This is a genomic window from Streptomyces lavendofoliae (genome assembly GCF_014649735.1).
GTDB lineage: Bacteria > Actinomycetota > Actinomycetes > Streptomycetales > Streptomycetaceae > Streptomyces > Streptomyces lavendofoliae.
The window spans coordinates 1-16,425 of sequence record NZ_BMTP01000021.1 but is presented as its reverse complement, the minus strand read 5'-3'; the positions used below and the strand labels follow the sequence as shown (position 1 = coordinate 16,425).

Here is a 16,425-nt window from a genome sequence, read left to right as displayed (position 1 = left end):
AGACCCAGATGCTCAAGACATTTCGCAAGAACCGCACGGCCGCGAGCGGCCTGGTCGCCACCTCGCTCGTCGTCACCTCACTGACCGCCATCACCGGCTCCACGGCGGCTGCCGAACGCAACGCGTTGCCCAGCCACCAGTGCACGGTCAACGGAGTGTCCGCTCCCCCCGGTGACATGGTCCGGGGAACTGCGCGAAACGACACGATCGAGTGTGAGAACGACATCAACAACGTCACGGTCTGGGGAGCGGGCGGCAACGACAACATCCGCGTGAAGGGCCTGATCATCGACTCCCAGGTCCTCGGCGGCGACGGCAGGGACACCATCCAGACCAGCCACCTCCTGCCACGCAACGGTTCCGCGACCGTCCGCGGCAACGCGGGCGACGACACCCTCATCGTCGCGACGGTGAGGGGAACGAGCGACCAGGGAGCCGCGGTGTACGGCGACATGGGCGACGACCGGATCACGGTCGGCAGTGTTCACGGCACCCCCGGCGAACACGAGCGCGGTGGCGGCCAGGTCTTCGGCAACGACGGGTACGACCGCATCACCAGCGGAACCATCGACTTCGGCGGCCGGGTGGTCGGCGGCTCGGAAGATGACCTCATCGAAGCCAAAGCGGTCGGCCCGGAGGCCGGCGGCACCATCCAGGGCGGACCTGGAGAGGACATCGTCCGAGGCACCGGCAACACCGTCCTGTCGGCCGGACCGGGCTGGGGCGTCGTCGACGGCGGCCTCGGGACCGACGACTGCAAGGCCGCACACGCCGCGCCCGAACGCGCCCGCAGCACCATCGCCAATTGCCCGTGAGGAACGGGCTCCGCAGAATCCGTTGACCGGAAGCGGTCCTCCCTGGCGTGCCGCCACAGGCGGCACGCGGCGGGCAAACCGGGTTCGTTCGGGCGCCGGGCAGGCCAGTGGCGACTTTCTGCCAGGTCAGGCGGTATCGCCATGCTGTCGGGAAAGAGGTCCACGCACAGTCCGCGCAGACTCACCACGGGAAGCGGGTCGTGAACCCGGAAGGACGGCGAGACGGCCGCCACCAGCGACATGGACGACCTTGACACGTTGCCGGACGACCCGGAGACGAGGGTGACGGAGCGTGAGCTGCTGAACGCTGCCGCACATCCGCAGTCCCTCCTGACGTGCTCCGCAGTCCCGCCTTTCTCTGCCTTGCGCCGCCCTCCGGCGACTGACGGGCCTTGAGGGCGGCACCGGTTCCCTGAGCTCTTGCCCACCCGGCGGTACCAGGCAGCGGGCTCCCCCTACCTCCAGGGCCGGTCCGCGTCGGGCCGAAGGTCGGCGCCGCCGCATTGATTCAGTGCGCTGTTCGATGGGGAGTCGGGCCGGGTTGCCGCCGGCCGTTCTCGTGGCGGAGGCGATGGAGCCGGTGGTGTGGGCGTTTCCTTGGCCGACCGCGACGTATTCGACACAACACCAGGAATGGCAAGAGAGTCATGAGCGTAGACGAACGGTCATCGCGATCGCCTGAACAGCAGAGCAGGGAAGGGGAACCAGGTCAGGTGAATGAGAGCGGACGGGGGCAGAAACCTACTCGCCAAAAGGACGTGCTGAAGAGTCCTGTCGCGCTGCGGACCCCGCGGCGGAAGGAGGGAAGGACTTCCAGCGAGGTCGTCGGTGAAGAACACGGAACCTGGTGACGCCGTTGGAATTCACAGAGGCAGGTCCATGCCTCCAACGGTACTCGGAAACGGTGAGCGATGGCCTTGGACTCCGCCATAGAAACGCCGGCTCCCCAGTCAGGTTCTGGCCGGTCGGGGATCCGCCCGGCTTCGCGCCCGACCCGCTCCTCGACGACGTCCTGCACTAGAAGCCGGTCGCCCCGGATCGAGTTGACCTATGGGTCTGGGCATGCCTGGCTGGTGACACGCTATGAGGACGTTCGGTTCGCCACCTCCGATCCCCACAGCATGTTCCCACGGACAATTGCCGTTCCGTTCCGATCCGTTCCCTCCACCAACTCCGCTGCACGCGCGCATTAGTTGGCGGCCTGCGGGCGTCTAGGGTGGGCGATCACCGGCGGGTACGACCGATGGCCCAGCGCCCTGCCCCGGCCGAACGCATCCGGACATACGCGGTCGGCGGACCTGCTGGAGGGCGCGCGCCACTTGGAGTGGCCCAACTCCGCAAGGCGGCCGTCGGCTGAGCCACCCAGCGGTCCTGGCCGGGCATCACATGCCGAGGGCACGGGAGGGGTAGGCGCCGGTGGGGCCGGTGTCGGCCGGGACCAGGGCCGCCGCAGGGGCCGAAGCGGCGCCCGGAGCGGCGGGGTACGGCGGCTGGAGCCCAGCGCGCGACCTGACGCGGCCAGGCGGCCTGAGTCAGAGGCCAGTCCTTATGGGCGACGAACGGACGGTGGAAACACGGCTGGGGCGCTGCGCGCCAGTAGTCGGGCAGCGACCGTCGTTGGGCTGCCGCGCCGACTGACTCCGGAGGACACGGACGGGCCACCCGGTCGGGGGCGGGACGGCTCGCTGCGTAGACGGGTGGTCGGCTTGCTCTGGCGGGGACTTTCCTGATACTCCAGCCGTAGTTCGTGATCTCGATCGTGAGGGCGTCGAGGAGGCACCTGGCCGCGTCGATCATCTGGACGAGACCCATGCCGTCGCGGGCGTTCTATTCCTCCTCCGCCTACCCCAGTCCACCGAGACGGAGGGCGTTCCTCATCTCGCTGAGTTTCGCGGTCGCAGCCGGGGTCCACTCCTTCGCCTGCTCACCGAGACGGAGGGCGTTCTCGATCTCGCTGAGTTTCGCGGAGGACAGGGCGCCCGCCCGCTCGATCAGGTCGTCCCGGGACACGGTGGTCAGCCACGTGCACGGGGTGAAGCCCGGACGCGGCAACGCGAACCGAAGCACGCCTTCAAAGGGCAGTCCTTCCACGGCGCCTACTGCCACTTCGACGCCCAGACCGGTGATGTCGACACCCGCCCGAGCGACGACCTGCATCACCCGGATCCCGGACGCGTCGTCTCCCGACAGCAGCACGACCGGCCGCCGCTCGTCGAACTCCACCCACCAGACTTCGCCACGTTGCACATGTCCTCCTGACACACAGGCGGCGGGCGGACGCTGCGCGACCCCGACGCGCTGTGGAGACGGGTGCGGCCACCCGTTGATCATCGGCGTGTGAAGACAAACGATCACGCGGGGGCCGTAGGTCACAGCGTAGACCCTGCCCGCTGACAGGAGGTGTTCGAGGACCTGATGAGCCGGATAGCGGGACGGTTCACAGAGAACGAACCCCGGTTCCGGGCCGGGAAGTTGGTGCTCTCACCGCCGTCGGGCCTGCCGCGCGAGAACTGCTGGACCATCGCCGAATGGGCCGGGGGGAGGACCCCGGACGGCATGCGCCATCTGCTGGGGCGGCCAAGTGGGACGCCGACCGGGTCCGCGACGATGTGTGACTACGTGGTGGACCACCTCAGGGCCTGGCCGCACTCGACGAGCGCCAGATCCGCCGCTATGCCTCCTGGTCCCGCCGGGCCACCCTCGCCATGCTCGCGCACGCCTACCTCACCGTCGTACGCGCAGCCGAGCACACCCGCCCCGGATGCCCTCATTCCGCTCACCCGCAACGAGATCCAGCACACTCGTTGTCCGACCCGTCCACGACGCCGCCCACCCGGCTCGGTTGGTCCGACTGGCGGCGCCGCCACCAGCCCGATCCCAGGCCGGCCACTACCGTCCACAAGCCACTCAGGCTTGAAGAGGACGATCTACGGCTGGAGTACTAAATGCCGAAGTGGCCGCCAGAGGGGATTTCCAACCCCTCTTGCACGACCACCCGTGGATTACCGCGCAGCCCGGCCGCTGCTCACTTGCAGCCGACCTGTGCCCAGCCTCCGGCAGCGGCGCCGCCCCCACCCACGACCGCGCCCCCACCGGCCGAGGCTCCGATCTGACAGCTTCCGCCGCCGCCTCCGGCTGACGCCGGGGCAGCACCGAGTGCGGCCCCACCGAAGGCGAGTACGACACTGGCGAACAGGACAGTTATTGAACGCTTGATTTTCACGGGGATCTCCTCATGGGCCCGGATTACAGGCGTTACCCTGATTAACTTCCGCTTCCCACCGTACTCCTGGACGACGCAGCGCCCCACTGGAGAACCCGGTAGATATTTCAATAAATGTCGTCTTCAAGTTTCCCCTCCATTTCGCGGAAGCATTTCCCGCCGCATTCGCACGAGGCGGGCGGTGCTCGTGAGGCTGGATCCTGCGAGTTTTCCCGTCCGGTTGCCGGTCGCGGTCCACGAGCGCCTCGCGCAGCAGCACGGCAGCAGGTCTCCCGGGTGCGGCGCAGTGGGGCGGTAGCCCGCAGCCGGCCCCGGACGCACAAGCGCCAGCGTCAGGACAGCCATGGGGGCCCCGCAGCACCGCGCCAGGTGGCACAGCAAGGGCGGCCGGGTCTTCCGTGCCGAGGAGTGGTCCTCATGGCGCTTGCATCCCCGGCCAGGCAAGCAGCGGTCAGGGCCTCGCGGGCGGCTGCGACGGCGTTCGGGAGGCTCTACCGCCCCCGTGTGTCGACAGGTTGGGGCGTGGGCGCAACCGCTCGCGCCGAGGGGACCCGCTGGGCTCGGCCGCGATAGCGGGAGATGGCCACCCCGGTCAGGCAGAGCAGGCCGCCCAGCAGGCTCAGCCAGGCCCGGACTTGGCCGAGAAGGATCCAGCTCAGCAGAACGACGATGGCCGGGACGGCGTAAGTGGTCGCGCCGAGCTTCCCGGCCGGCGTCCGTGCGAGCGCGTACGCCTTCCGGGCCGCTCGGAGCGCTGGAGGGACAGGACCCGGGCGGCCCGGCGCCGCCAGCTGGCCGGCCGGCGGCGGCCGGGCGATAACGGTACGGCGGGGCCGGGGCGGACCGGCACCGTGCCGTTATGATCGGCGCGGCACAGAGGCGGAGCGCGGGGGGCGGAGAGATGACCGGCCGGGTGACGGCGGTGAGCAGCAATGCGACGTACTCGTTCAGTAAACCCAACCGTACGTCGGTCAACTTGATCGCGGGGCTGGGCATCGAAGGGGACGTCCACGCCGGCAAGACCATACGCCACCAGTTCCGCATGACCTACGAGCCGGACCAGCCGAACCTGCGCCAGGTGCACCTGATGCACGAGGAGCTGTTCGACGAGCTCGCGCTCAAGGGGTACGACGTGTCGGCGGGCAGGCTCGGCGAGAACATCACCACCCGGGGCGTCGACCTTCTGGGGCTCCCCACCGGGGCGTTGCTCCACCTCGGAGCAGAGGCAGTGGTCGAGGTGACGGGCCTGCGCAATCCGTGCGCCAAGATCAACGACTTCCGTCCCGGGCTGCTGGGAGAGATGTTCGCCCTGGACCCGGTCTCGGGGGACTTCACCTTCAAGTCCGGCATCATGGCGTTGGTCTGTCATGCCGGCATCGTCCATCCTCAGGATCCGATCCGGGTTGAGTTGCCACCCGGTCCTCACCGGCCGCTGGAACGGGTCTGAGGCCGGGACGCTCCGCGGAAAGCGGCTCGACGAGCACCCGCGTGGGGACCGGACGCCGATCGTCGGGGCGCGGTCGGCGCGCACCCGGTCGGACCCACCGCTCGGCGGGCAGGCCCAGCCGCTGAACGAGCACTACGGCGACCTCGTTCCCGGTCGCCCCGGCAGATACCGGACCGTCCGCACTTCAGGTCATGCGGCTGGTCGCCGCCACCCGCCGCGCGAGCAACGCCGCACCGGTACAAGGGGCCTGGGGCACGGGGTGGCGCGTGGCACCGGATCGGCCGGGGGATGCGGTGCGTGTGCCGGCGGCCCATGCCGCCCCTCGCACGGTCCGGCGCCACGAGGCGACGGGGCCGGGGGCATTGACCCGGACCAGCGCACGGCACCAGCCGGAACCTCCGCCTGAACGTGACCTGAGGACATGCCGGTCGAGCGCCGGCGGCAAGCCCCGAAATGGCGGGTGTCGCGGCCCTCCCCTGCCCGGCGCAGCTGGTAGGTCGTCGGTAGTCGATGAGGCCGGTGGCGATCGGCGGACGAAGGTGCGGTCGCCGTCGGAGACGGGTCGTCGCCGGCCTCCGGCGGCTGCCGCACCCCGGATACACTGTGCGCTTCGCCCTGACTGGAGGTCACCTGAGTGTTCCGCGTACGGATACTCGCCGGTGCCCCCCTGGCGGCGGCGCTTCTCGCCCTGTCCGGCTGCTCCTCCCACTGGGGCTGCACCGACACGACCGCTGAGCGCGGTGAGGCCGGTGTCAGGGTGCAGGTCGAGAACACGTACGGGCAGCCTCTCGGCGTCACCGCCGAGGTGGTCGGCTGGCGCCTCCAGCCCCACCCCCAGGTGCCCTCCGAAGGTGACCGCGTCCACTTCCGCTTCCGATTCGATGGCGCCGACGAGAGATCCGACCCCGCAGTGCACGCATGCGCAGTCGACAGGAAACGCGTGGCGTTGGGATGCCTGACGGTCCATTCGTCGCGGGCGTTCGGGCCGAACGGCGACCCCACAGGCGACGACTGGCTCGACGTGGAGCACCCTGAGCGGGTTGCCGGAGTGCTGCTGATCCCCAATGACCAGTCCTACGACGGGAGAACCTGCGAGCAGGACGTCAAGGACGGTGGCGGTCCACATCCCCCGAAATCACCCGACAGGGGGGACCAACTGTAAGCGGCACGCAGCTGGTCGGTGCGCGGTGACAGGTGAGGGTCGCGGCGATGGCGGAGAAGTCGAGGGGGTCGTCGGCGCCACTTGCAGCTCTGGCGGACGTGACAGACCCGGGAGCCGTGGCACGACCGGCCGCCGGGCATGACATGGCGATACTCGCCGTACGGCGCAGCAGGCCGGACTTGCGGCCTGCTCGGCAGCCGTCGGCGGGCGCACGCCGCATCCAGGCATACAGTCTCAGACCCCGGGCAACAGGAAACGTGGCAGCTCGGCTCCCCCTTCCGAGCAGGACGGCCCCGCCACCCATCCCCCCCAGTGGCGGGGCCAACCGCCTCCAGTGCTCCCGAAGAAGCACCAGCGGCCACCCCCGGCCCGCGGACGCGCGACCGGACAGCGGTCAGGAGGCGTCACGGCAAGAGGCAGGGGCGCAGCGGCCAAGACCGGTGGGCCAGCCACAGGTCTCGCCGACGGGGGGACGCCGGGCGCCCTCGGGCGCCGGTGGTACGACGGCGATTCGGCAGCGGCGGCGGCCGGGCAGCCGCAGCAGGGGCACCACGGCGGGGGCCGTCACCGATGACGGCATGGCGGGCGGGGCACCCCCAGGGCGGGCCGGAAGCGGCTCTCCGAAGCCCAGCCCGTTCACGGGTGTCGAGAACGGGTCGCCGGCTCCGTCCTCGGTATACCGGTGGCTGTGGCTGCGAAGGGCCGCACGACGCAGAGGGAGAACCGCCATGGCACTTCAGCGGATGGACAACGTCGGCATCGTCGTCGAGGACCTGGACGCCGCCGTCGCCTTCTTCACCGAGCTGGGCTTGGAGACCGAGGGCACGGCTCAGATCGAGGGCCTCTTCGCGGACCAGGCCGTCGGACTCGACGGAGTCCGCAGCGACATCGCGATGATGCGGACCCCGGACGGCCACGGCAGGCTCGAGCTCGCGCAGTATCACCACCCAGCGGCGATCGGCGGCGGATCGCAGAACACGCCGCCGAACACGCTGGGCCTGCACCGGGTCATGTTCGCCGTCGACGACATCGACGACACCATCGCCCGCCTGCGCCTCCACGGCGCGGAACTCATCGGCGAGGTGGCGCGGTACAAGGACATCTACCGGCTCTGCTACCTCCGCGGCCCCTCGGGCATCATCCTGGCCCTGGCCGAACGAACGGGCTGATCCCGCGAGTTCACCGAGGCGCGGCGCCGGGCGGGCGGCGACGACCCGGGCAGCCGGATTCCCGCCGGCGGTGCGTGAGCACACGCCGTACCCGGCCGGGCGGCACCGGGCCGGTGCGCGTCCCCGCGTCGGTCCGGAGCGGCGGTCCACTTCCCGCTGCACCCCGCGAACGTCTTCCGGTCGCGGCTGACGGCGGAGGCGTACGGCCGGCCGAGTCGTGTCGGGGCGGCACCGTCCCCGGTGCCAGGAGGAACTCGCTACGCGACGCTGCTGCGCAGGAAGGTCTCAAGCTCTTCGGCGAAGCCCGGTGCAGCGGCGACGAAGTGACCAGCCCCCGGACGCACACTGCGCCGGCCCGCGAGAGCGTCCGCGAGAGCGTCGCAGATCCGCTCGAGCGCGGCCGAGTGGTCCCCGGACGCGACCAGCACCGGGACGCCGGCGTCCCGGATCGTGTGGAGCCGTGGGCGCGCCTCGCTGGTCGGCCGACTCCCGTGTGCCCGCCGAACGCCGGCGACCACGCCCTCGGGGAGCGGCCCGTCGGCGATGGGCGCGCCCGCGAGCCGGAGGAACTCGCGCAGTTCGGCCGGGTCCGTGTCCATCCCGTGGGTGAGGACCGCATCGCCGATGCGCTCGAGCCGTGCCACCGCGGGATCGTCAGGGACGAGGTGGGTGAGCGGCGGCTCGATCAAGGTGAGCGAGCGTACGCCGCCCGGCGCGGCAGCCGTCGCGATCAACGTCCCCAGGACGCCGTATGAGTGGGCCACCACGTGTGGGCGGCCGACGAGCAGCGGTGCCAGGTCCTGGGCGTCCACCTCGAAGTCCTGACGCTTTCGCGGTGGCGGACTCGGCGGATAGCCGCGGCGATGGACGTACGCCAGCGTCCACCGGTCCGCCAGTGGAGCCAGGGCGCCCCACGTCGTCCGTGGGCCGGCACCGCCGTGCACCAGCAGAACCTCCGGCCCCGAGCCATCGCGCAGCACCACGATTTCGCCCACGGAGGCGAGCATAGCGGCGCACGGTCAGCCACGGCTGCCCGCGTCCCGTACATCGTCACCAACCGGCCACCGCGATGGTGCAACCCGTTCCCCGGGTCAGGACAGCGGCTTCTCCAGGACCGCCTTGCGGTGGCTGAACGTCTCGATCGAGTAGCGGCCGTGGTAGCTGCCCGTGCCGGACTCGCCGACGCCGCCGAACGGCAGGTCGGAAACGGTCAGGTGGGCGAGCGGGAGGCCGTGGCCGAGGGCGCCGGAAGAGGTCTCGGCGGCGAAGCGGCTCCGGGTGGCGTCGGACTCGGCGAAGACATAAAGGGCGAGCGGCTTGTCGCGGTCGTTGACGAAGTCGATCGCCTCGTCGAGGCCGGGCACGGTGACGATCGGCAGGATCGGACCGAAGATCTCCTCCCGCATCACGGGCGCCTCGGGGACGACGTCGGCGAGGACTGTCGGTGCGATGTACTTCGCCGTGCGGTCGCTGCCGCCGCCGACGACCACGCGCCCCGACCCGAGGAGGCCGGTGAGCCGGTCGAAGTGGCGCTCGTTGACGATCCGGCCGTATTCGGGCGAGGCCGCGGGGTCGGTGCCGAACAGCGCTTCGACGGCGCGGGTCAGGGCCGGCTCCAGCGCGGCGGCGGTCGCCGGGTCGGTGAGCACGTAGTCCGGGGCGACGCAGGTCTGGCCGGCGTTGAGGAACTTGCCGCGGACCAGCCGGTCGGCGACGACGTCCAGGTCGGTGCCGCGGTCGACGAACGCCGGGGACTTGCCGCCGAGTTCCAGCGTGACCGGCGTGAGGTGTTCGGCGGCGGCACGCATCACGATCCGGCCGACGGTGCCGTTGCCGGTGTAGAAGATGTGGTCGAATCGCTCGGCGAGCAGGGCCGTGGTCTCCGCGACGCCGCCCTCGACGACGGCGACCGCCTCGGTGTCCAGATAGGCGGTGAGGAGACGGGCCAGCACGGCGGAGGTGGCGGGGGCCAGCTCGCTGGGCTTGGCGACCACGGCGTTGCCCGCGGCGAGCGCGCCGATCATGGGGGTGAGCAGCAGCTGGGCCGGGTAGTTCCAGGGGGCGATGACGAGGACGACACCGAGCGGGTCGTACTGCGTCCAGGCGCCGGCGTCCGCGCCGAGGTGGGCCGGGACCGGCGCGGGCTCGGGGCGCAGCCAGTCGGCGAGATGGGCGAGGGTGTGGTCGATCTCGCGCACGGTGAAGTCGATCTCCGTGCGGTGCGCCTCGGTGCTGCTCTTGCCCAGGTCGGCGTGGAGTGCGGCGGCCAGCTCGGGCCCGTTCTCGGTGAGCAGGTCGCGCAGTCGGCGCAGCTGGGCGGTGCGCCACTCCACGGGCTTGGTACGGCCGGTACGGAAGGTCTCCCGCAGGCGGGCCACGGTGGCGGCGGGCTGCTCGGGGGCGGGGTGGTTCACGGGTGCCTCGCTGGGTGGTGCGCGGGCCGGTGGCCCGGGGCGGTGGTGACTCGCCCCGTCCTCGGTCGGGCGGGGCGGCCGAGCTCGCAGCTCGATGTATATAGCAACCTTTCAGGCACCAAAATACATTCCCGCCGGACTACAGGGGGTGGAGGGCAGCCGGGACCGTTCGGCCACAGCCGCAATCAGACGTGCGACCGGCGGCGAACCCGCGAGCGCCATCGGCGCCCCTGTGAGCATCATGAGCAGCCACGGCAGCGTCCCGACCTGCACTGATGGGAGGGCGGACAGCGAGCGCAGGACCGCCGACGCGGAGCGGCGAGTGGTTCGGGATGCGGGTGCTCGGCGACAGTCCGGGAGGTGCATCTTCTCGTCGTCGCCGGGGAGCCAGCCCGACACCGTAAGGTTTCGTCCCCTTGGTCTGCCGCTGTCAGGGGGCGATCCCCTTCAGCCAGGCGTCGACGCCGACGACATCCGCCCACTGCGGGAACAACCGCTCGACGAGGACCCGGTGAATCTCCGGGTCGGTGTCCAGACAGGCGTCGGACAGGACGGTGAGGCCGAAGTCCAGGTCGTTCGCCTGACAGAGGGTGTACAGCACCACCGCGCTCGTGGCGATGCCGGTGAGCACAAGGTGGTCGATACCGCGGGCCCTCAGCACCACGTCGAGATCGCTGCCCGAGAACGCGCTCGCCCGCCTCTTGACGACCACCACCTCACCGGGCCGGGGCGCGACCGCAGGGTGGATCTCGGTGCCGGGGTCGCCCTCGACGTATAAGCCTCCCGCGCGATGACGGCAAGAGCCCTGTTCCGGCTGCCGACTTCAGGAAACCCCGGCCGCAGCGCGATGACCACATAGATCACGGGGATGTTCGCCGCCCGGGCTCCGTCGATCGCCCTGCGCAGGCGTGGCAGGTATCCGGATCCGTCGTCGGCGACGCCGACGATGTCTCGCTGGACGTCCATCACGAGTAGCGCGCGGTTCGCCATCTTGCCGTCCCTTCTGCACGGGGGGTGACAAGAGCCCAGTCTGAGGGACCAACCGAGCCACGATGCGGGTTTCGATGATCCTCATGAGCGCCGCACGACAGTGCGGCCGATCCGGCGGCGCATTATAAGGCATCGGGAAGGGTGGCTTCGTTGATGTGTACCGGACCACATTTTCCTCACACGATCCGCACAGATACGGACCGATGCCTTCCGGTCAGACGCCGGGACCGAACGTGCCATGTGCCACCTGGGGCGGTAGCGCGCCGCAGGCTCTGCGCGTCGGCGTACTCCCCGGTCACCCCCTGGATGAAATGTTACTAGCGAGTTCCTTTCCGGTCCCCGCAAGTCGCCTTTTAGTCAAAGATTGACGCCAAGTGACATGTTCAGCCGTCATATCGGCGGGTGATCGGACAGGAGCAGTCAATTCCACTTTGACTCGCCTGTGGTGATCTTCAAGACTGCGCCCCGACCACCGGCACGCGTCGGGAACCGCGTGCGGGACCTAGCAGGGGGACCGAAACCCGAATGAAGAACAGCAACCCGAACTCCGCCCGCGTGCGGAGAGCCGTCACGCGCGGACTCGTGACCGTCACCGCGGTCGCCTCCGTCGCCGCCGTGGCCGCGCCGCAGGCCGCCATCGCCGCCCCACCGGCCGCTCCGGCCGCGGCCGCCGGCATCGGCACCACCGACACGCAGCGCGTCGACGCCGCCGCCGTCGTCCGCCTGGACCCGAGCCCGGACGTCCTGCTGCTCAGCGACCACGACTTCATCCACGCCCTGTGGCAGAAGGCCCGCGACGGCGGCGAGACCTTCGACGCGGTGCGGCAGGCCGCCGAGGCCGCCATGAGCAGCGAATCGGCCGACGACCACGTCCAGTTCATCGTCACCGGCATTCACGAGGCGTACGCCGTCGACAAGCAGCGGGAGAAGGACGAGGCCGACGCCGCCCGCGCCGCGCGGCTGGCCAAGTCCCAGGCGCTGATCGCCGTCGGCATCCCGAACAGCCCGGACCTGCTGGACCTGAGCGACGACAACTTCATCCGCGCGGTGATGCGCCACGAGGCCGCCGGGCCCGAGGTCCGCGCCGCCGCGGCGACGGCCCTGGCCGGAGAGCCCGCCGCCTGGCAGGAGTTCATCACCAACGGCGCCCGCGAGGCCCACCAGCGCGACGTCGCCAACGAACTCAAGGAGCTGGAGGAGAAGGACCGCGCGGAGGCCGAGCGCCGCCGGGAGATCGCCGCCCGCACCAACGCGGCCGCGCTCTTCCGCATCACGCCCTCCGAGGCCATGCTCGCCCTCAGCGACGACAACTTCATCCGCGAACTGCTGCGCGTCGCCCCGGCCGACGCCAAGAGCAGTGAGCTCTACGCGGCGGCGCAGCGCGCGGTCCTCAGCCCCGGCCCGGCCGTGTGGAAGCAGTTCATCCACACCGGTGCCGAGGAGGCGTACAAGAAGGACGACGAGGCGCGCCGCAAGCAGATCGCCGAGGCCAACCGCCGCCTCGCTCTCCAGATCCAGGCCGCCGCCGAGAAGACCGGCGTCCAGCCCAACCTGGTCGCCGCCGCGAAGAAGGCCCTGGCCGGCACCGACGAGGACGTCGCACGGTTCCTCATGGAAGGGCAGCACCGGGCCAAGCGCCAGTCCTTCCAGCCGGCGAGCGGCAAGCCGCCGGGCTTCTACGTCCGCCAGTCCGCGCCCGACGCCGGGGAGGCGTTCATCGCCCCGCTGTCCGCCGCGTCCAAGCAGACCGACCGGGAGGACGGCACCTGGATCGTCGTCCCCGCGCTCAACGGCCAGCCCGGCTGCTGGTCCTTCGAATCCGCCCGGAAGCTCGGCCACTACCTCACGCACAAGGACCTGCGGGTCAGGATGGCCGCGAGCGACAACAGCACGCAGTTCCGCAAGGACGCCACCTGGTGTGCCAAGAAGGGGCTGAGCGGCTCCGGCACCTCCTTCGAGTCGGCCGGCCAGCCGGGCCGCTTCCTGCGCGAGTACTACGGCGACCTCTACGTGGCGAACAAGAGCGCCAAGAACCGCTTCGACGTCGAGAAGGACTTCGCCCAGGACGCGTCCTGGAAGATCGTCACCCCGCTCGCGCGCTGACCGCGCGGGAGGTGGCCGCTCCCGTACGCGCGCCGGTCACCTCCGCCGAGTCCTCTCCCCCAGACCTGAGAAGAACGGAAGCACCCCATGTCCCGGATCCTCCGATCCGCCCTGGCCGTGACCGCCGGTGTCGCAGCGCTCGCCGGCGGCGTGACCGTGGCCGTCGCCGACGAGGCGCGCCCCCAGCCGACCCCCGCCGCCACCACCGTGTCCGCGGCCACCGTGGCCGCCCGTGACGCCAGGGCCGCCGCCACCGCGGCCTCCTCGCTCCCGGCCGTACAGCTCAGGGCCGCCCACAGCGACAAGTGCCTCACGACCCCCAACGCCAGCCTCCGCAACGGCGTCAACAGCGTCCAGTCGACCTGCGTCGCGGACGCCGAGAACCAGCGCATCGACATGGTCCCCACCGGCGCCGGCACCTTCGAGCTGCGCTTCGCGCACAGCGGCAAGTGCCTGGACGTGGAGGCCGCCGGAACCACGACCGGCACGGTAGTCCAGCAGTGGTGGTGCGTGGGGAAGCCGAACCAGCAGTGGCGCCTGGTGATGGTCGACATCGCCGACGAGCTGTACGAGCTGCGGCCCGCCCACACGCCGGTCGACGCCAGCCGCTGCCTGGACATCGAGTCCTCCAGCAAGGCGGACGGTGCGGTCGCGCGGCTGTGGGCCTGCAACGGCACGCCCGCCCAGCAGTGGCGCGTCCACCCCGTCACGGCCGCCTGAGCCCCCGTACACGCGAGAGAAACGGATCCCCACATGTCTCGGATCATCCGGGCCGTCCTGACCGCCGGCGCGGCCGTCGCCGTCCTCGCCGGTACGGCCACCGCCGTCCAGGCCGACGGTGACCCCGGCACGCCCACCGCCGCCGGCACCGCGGCCGAGGCGGCGCGCGAGGCGGCGACCGTCGCCGCCGCGGCGCGGGCTGAGGCCGCCGCCCGCTTCAAGGCGGCCCAGCAGGTGGTCACCTTCACCGCCGCCCACAGTGGCAAGTGCCTCGAGATCGAGGGCGGCAAGACCACGGACGGCATCAACGTCCAGCAGTACGCCTGCAACAGCACCGACTCCCAGAAGTGGACCGCCGTCGCCGCGCGCGGCGGAACCTTCGAGATGCGCAACGTCAAGAGCGGCAAGTGCCTCGAGATCCAGGGCAAGAGCGTCAAGCCCGGCGCGGCCGTCCAGCAGTTCACCTGCGGCCAGGGCGATCACCAGCGCTGGCGGATGATGCTGGTCGACCCGGTGCGCAAGCTGTACGAGCTCCAGCCCGCGCACGCCGATGAGATGTGCGTCGACGTGCCCAGCCAGAAGCAGGACAACGGCATCGACGTCCAGCTCTACACCTGCAACCGCACCGTCGCCCAGCTGTGGCAGGTCCGGCCGGCCGCGTGAGCCGGCCGGACGGCGGGCCCACGTGCGCCCGTTGAGCGCCGCGAAGGGGCGGAGCCGCACCCGCGGCCCCGCCCCGGCGGCCGAGAACCGTACTTCACTTCCCGAGGGGGGCCTTGAGTTGAGACGTCAGTGGAGATGCGCGCGGGCGGTGACCGTCGGCACGCTGGCCGGTGCGATCGCCCTGGCGGGCGGCGTCCCGGCATGGGCCGGTGCCGGCGCCCCGGCCGCCGCACCGCAGCGGGTGGCGTCCGCGGCCGGCGCCGTACCGGCCGGCCTGTCGGCGGAGGCACCGGCGCAGCAGCTGTCGCCCGAGCTGGCCGCCGCCGTCGAGGAGGCCCGCAAGCGGGTGACGTCGATGGCGAAGACCCACCCGGCCGCCGAGGTCCGCACCTCGGCGTGGAACGCCCTGCGCAGCACCCGGGGGGACCAGGCACTCCTGGAGTGGCTCGCCCCCGGTGGCGGCTTCGACGCCGCCAAGCAGCGAGCGCGGGACACCCGTGCCCGGAACAAGGCCTTCTGCGAGCGGGTGATCGCCACCCACACGGTGGAGTTCTCCCCGCAGGTGCGGGCCGCCGCGACGCGGGCGCTCAAGGGCGGTGTCGCCGAGCAGGCCGCCTTCGCGGCCACCGGGTACGCCGAGGCCCAGCGCCGCGACCGCGCCGCGCGCGAGGCCGGCGAGCAGCAGCGGCTGGACGTCGCCGCCGCCGACCGCGAGTTCGTCCGCACCCTCGGTGTGCGGGACCCGGGCGAGCAGGTGCGGGTCGCGGCCCAGTGGGCGCTGCGGCCGGGGGCCACCGACGACGACGTGGCGGAGTTCTTCGGCTACGGCTGGGCCACCGGCGCCACGCTGGACCTGACGGCCTACCGCACCCGGGTGGCCGACGCGGAGGCGGTACGCCACCACACGCTGACCCGCCTGATAGCCGAGGCGACGGCGGCCGAGGCGGCCGTGGCCGGCGCGGCGGACGCGGCCGGCGCACGCGCCGAGGCCGAGCGCGCCTGGCAGGCCGTGTCCGAGCACGCCGGTGCCGCGCGGCGCGCCTGGCAGGCCGAACAGGCCGCCGCCGCCGCTCAGGCGGAGAACTGGCGGGCCGTCGCCCAGCTGTCCCGCGAGTCCGCCGAACGCCTCTGGCAGGCGGTCTCCGGCACCGCCGACGATCACGAGGCCGCCTGGTCCGGGGAGCGGCAGGCGGCGGACGAGGCGGCGGCGTTCTGGAAGTCCATGTTCGACCGCGCCCAGGACGGCGAGAGCCGCACCCGGGGCTGAGCCCGGGGCCGAACCCGGGAGACTCCCGGGCGGCCCGTGACCGGGGCCGGCCGGCCCGGGAAACCCCGGGCCGGCCGGCGCACCGGCCGACGACCACCCGCCCATGACCAGGGCGGGATTTTTCGATCATTCGTCTAGGGGGATTCCCGTGAGGGGAAGAATCCGGCCCAGGGCCGGAGGGCTGCGCGCAGGCGTGGCCGCGCACGTACGGAAGGCGGTGTCCGCGGCGATCGCCGTGGCGGTGCTCGGCACCGTCACCGGCGAGGCCGCCGCCGCGACCTCCGTACGCGACGAGCAGGTGTCGCTGACGCGGACGCTGCAGTCGCTGGACCAACTCGCGGAGGCGGTGAAGCCGCGCAGCGGCACCGCGCCGGCCCCCGCCGCCACGTCCGAGCTGGATCGGATCAGCGACGAGCGGGACCGGCAGCTGGTGGAGGACTTCGCGGAGTTCG

General features: G+C 71.5%; 13 protein-coding genes and 3 pseudogenes. 11 read left to right on the top strand and 5 right to left on the bottom strand.

What is annotated here, in order from left to right:
* Positions 1 to 8 precede the first annotated feature (8 nt).
* A complete protein-coding gene (locus tag IE109_RS29420) occupies positions 9 to 815 on the top strand; it encodes a hypothetical protein (RefSeq protein ID WP_189554413.1) in 807 nt (268 codons plus the stop codon).
* A gap of 1,842 nt (positions 816 to 2,657) precedes the next feature.
* On the opposite strand, the gene IE109_RS29415 is transcribed toward IE109_RS29420, so the two are convergent.
* Complete coding sequence (locus IE109_RS29415) at positions 2,658 to 3,062, bottom strand: type II toxin-antitoxin system PemK/MazF family toxin (protein WP_189554412.1); 405 nt, start codon at positions 3,060 to 3,062, stop codon at positions 2,658 to 2,660.
* A gap of 168 nt (positions 3,063 to 3,230) precedes the next feature.
* On the opposite strand from IE109_RS29415, the pseudogene IE109_RS34145 reads away from it, so the two are divergent.
* Together IE109_RS34145 and IE109_RS34210 are read left to right on the top strand one after the other, a co-directional pair.
* A pseudogene (locus IE109_RS34145) lies at positions 3,231 to 3,449 on the top strand (IS701 family transposase); the annotation flags it as partial.
* Positions 3,449 to 3,732 (top strand): annotated as a pseudogene (locus IE109_RS34210) (IS701 family transposase); the annotation flags it as partial. The pseudogenes IE109_RS34145 and IE109_RS34210, both read left to right, overlap by 1 nt.
* 797 nt (positions 3,733 to 4,529) lie before the next feature.
* On the opposite strand, the gene IE109_RS29410 reads toward IE109_RS34210, so the two are convergent.
* Complete coding sequence (locus tag IE109_RS29410; protein ID WP_373297798.1) at positions 4,530 to 4,829, bottom strand: EamA family transporter; 300 nt, start codon at positions 4,827 to 4,829, stop codon at positions 4,530 to 4,532.
* 110 nt (positions 4,830 to 4,939) lie between these two features.
* Here IE109_RS29410 and IE109_RS29405 point away from each other — a divergent pair, with 110 nt between their 5' ends.
* The 3 genes from IE109_RS29405 (at position 4,940) to IE109_RS29395 (ending at position 7,816) form a co-directional block, all read left to right on the top strand.
* A complete protein-coding gene (locus IE109_RS29405) occupies positions 4,940 to 5,485 on the top strand; it encodes an MOSC domain-containing protein (RefSeq protein ID WP_189554461.1) in 546 nt (181 codons plus the stop codon).
* A 634-nt stretch (positions 5,486 to 6,119) separates the two neighbouring features.
* Positions 6,120 to 6,647, top strand: coding sequence for a hypothetical protein (locus tag IE109_RS29400; protein WP_189554411.1), 528 nt, complete (start codon positions 6,120 to 6,122; stop codon positions 6,645 to 6,647).
* Positions 6,648 to 7,375: 728 nt separating this feature from the next.
* Positions 7,376 to 7,816, top strand: a complete 441-nt coding sequence (locus IE109_RS29395) for a VOC family protein (protein ID WP_189554410.1) — start codon at positions 7,376 to 7,378, stop codon at positions 7,814 to 7,816.
* 257 nt (positions 7,817 to 8,073) lie between these two features.
* On the opposite strand, the gene IE109_RS29390 is transcribed toward IE109_RS29395, so the two are convergent.
* The 3 genes and pseudogenes from IE109_RS29390 to IE109_RS29380 form a co-directional block, all read right to left on the bottom strand.
* Positions 8,074 to 8,811, bottom strand: a complete 738-nt coding sequence (locus tag IE109_RS29390; protein WP_229891695.1) for an alpha/beta fold hydrolase — start codon at positions 8,809 to 8,811, stop codon at positions 8,074 to 8,076.
* Between the two features lie 96 nt (positions 8,812 to 8,907).
* On the bottom strand, positions 8,908 to 10,230 hold the full coding sequence (locus IE109_RS29385) for an aldehyde dehydrogenase family protein (RefSeq protein WP_189554408.1): 1,323 nt from the start codon (positions 10,228 to 10,230) through the stop codon (positions 8,908 to 8,910).
* A gap of 430 nt (positions 10,231 to 10,660) precedes the next feature.
* Positions 10,661 to 11,220: pseudogene (locus tag IE109_RS29380) on the bottom strand (cysteine hydrolase family protein).
* A gap of 525 nt (positions 11,221 to 11,745) precedes the next feature.
* Between IE109_RS29380 and IE109_RS29375 the strand changes: the two are divergent.
* The 5 genes from IE109_RS29375 to IE109_RS29355 form a co-directional block, all read left to right on the top strand.
* A complete protein-coding gene (locus tag IE109_RS29375; RefSeq protein ID WP_189554407.1) occupies positions 11,746 to 13,323 on the top strand; it encodes an AbfB domain-containing protein in 1,578 nt (525 codons plus the stop codon).
* An 87-nt stretch (positions 13,324 to 13,410) separates the two neighbouring features.
* Complete coding sequence (locus IE109_RS29370) at positions 13,411 to 14,043, top strand: RICIN domain-containing protein (RefSeq protein ID WP_189554406.1); 633 nt, start codon at positions 13,411 to 13,413, stop codon at positions 14,041 to 14,043.
* 33 nt (positions 14,044 to 14,076) lie between these two features.
* The gene (locus IE109_RS29365) at positions 14,077 to 14,706 is read left to right on the top strand and encodes an RICIN domain-containing protein (protein WP_189554405.1); all 630 of its coding nucleotides are present in this window, start codon (positions 14,077 to 14,079) and stop codon (positions 14,704 to 14,706) included.
* Between the two features lie 148 nt (positions 14,707 to 14,854).
* Complete coding sequence (locus IE109_RS29360; RefSeq protein ID WP_189554404.1) at positions 14,855 to 15,973, top strand: hypothetical protein; 1,119 nt, start codon at positions 14,855 to 14,857, stop codon at positions 15,971 to 15,973.
* Between the two features lie 148 nt (positions 15,974 to 16,121).
* The coding region (locus IE109_RS29355; protein WP_189554403.1) for a hypothetical protein at positions 16,122 to 16,425 on the top strand (304 nt) is incomplete at its 3' end.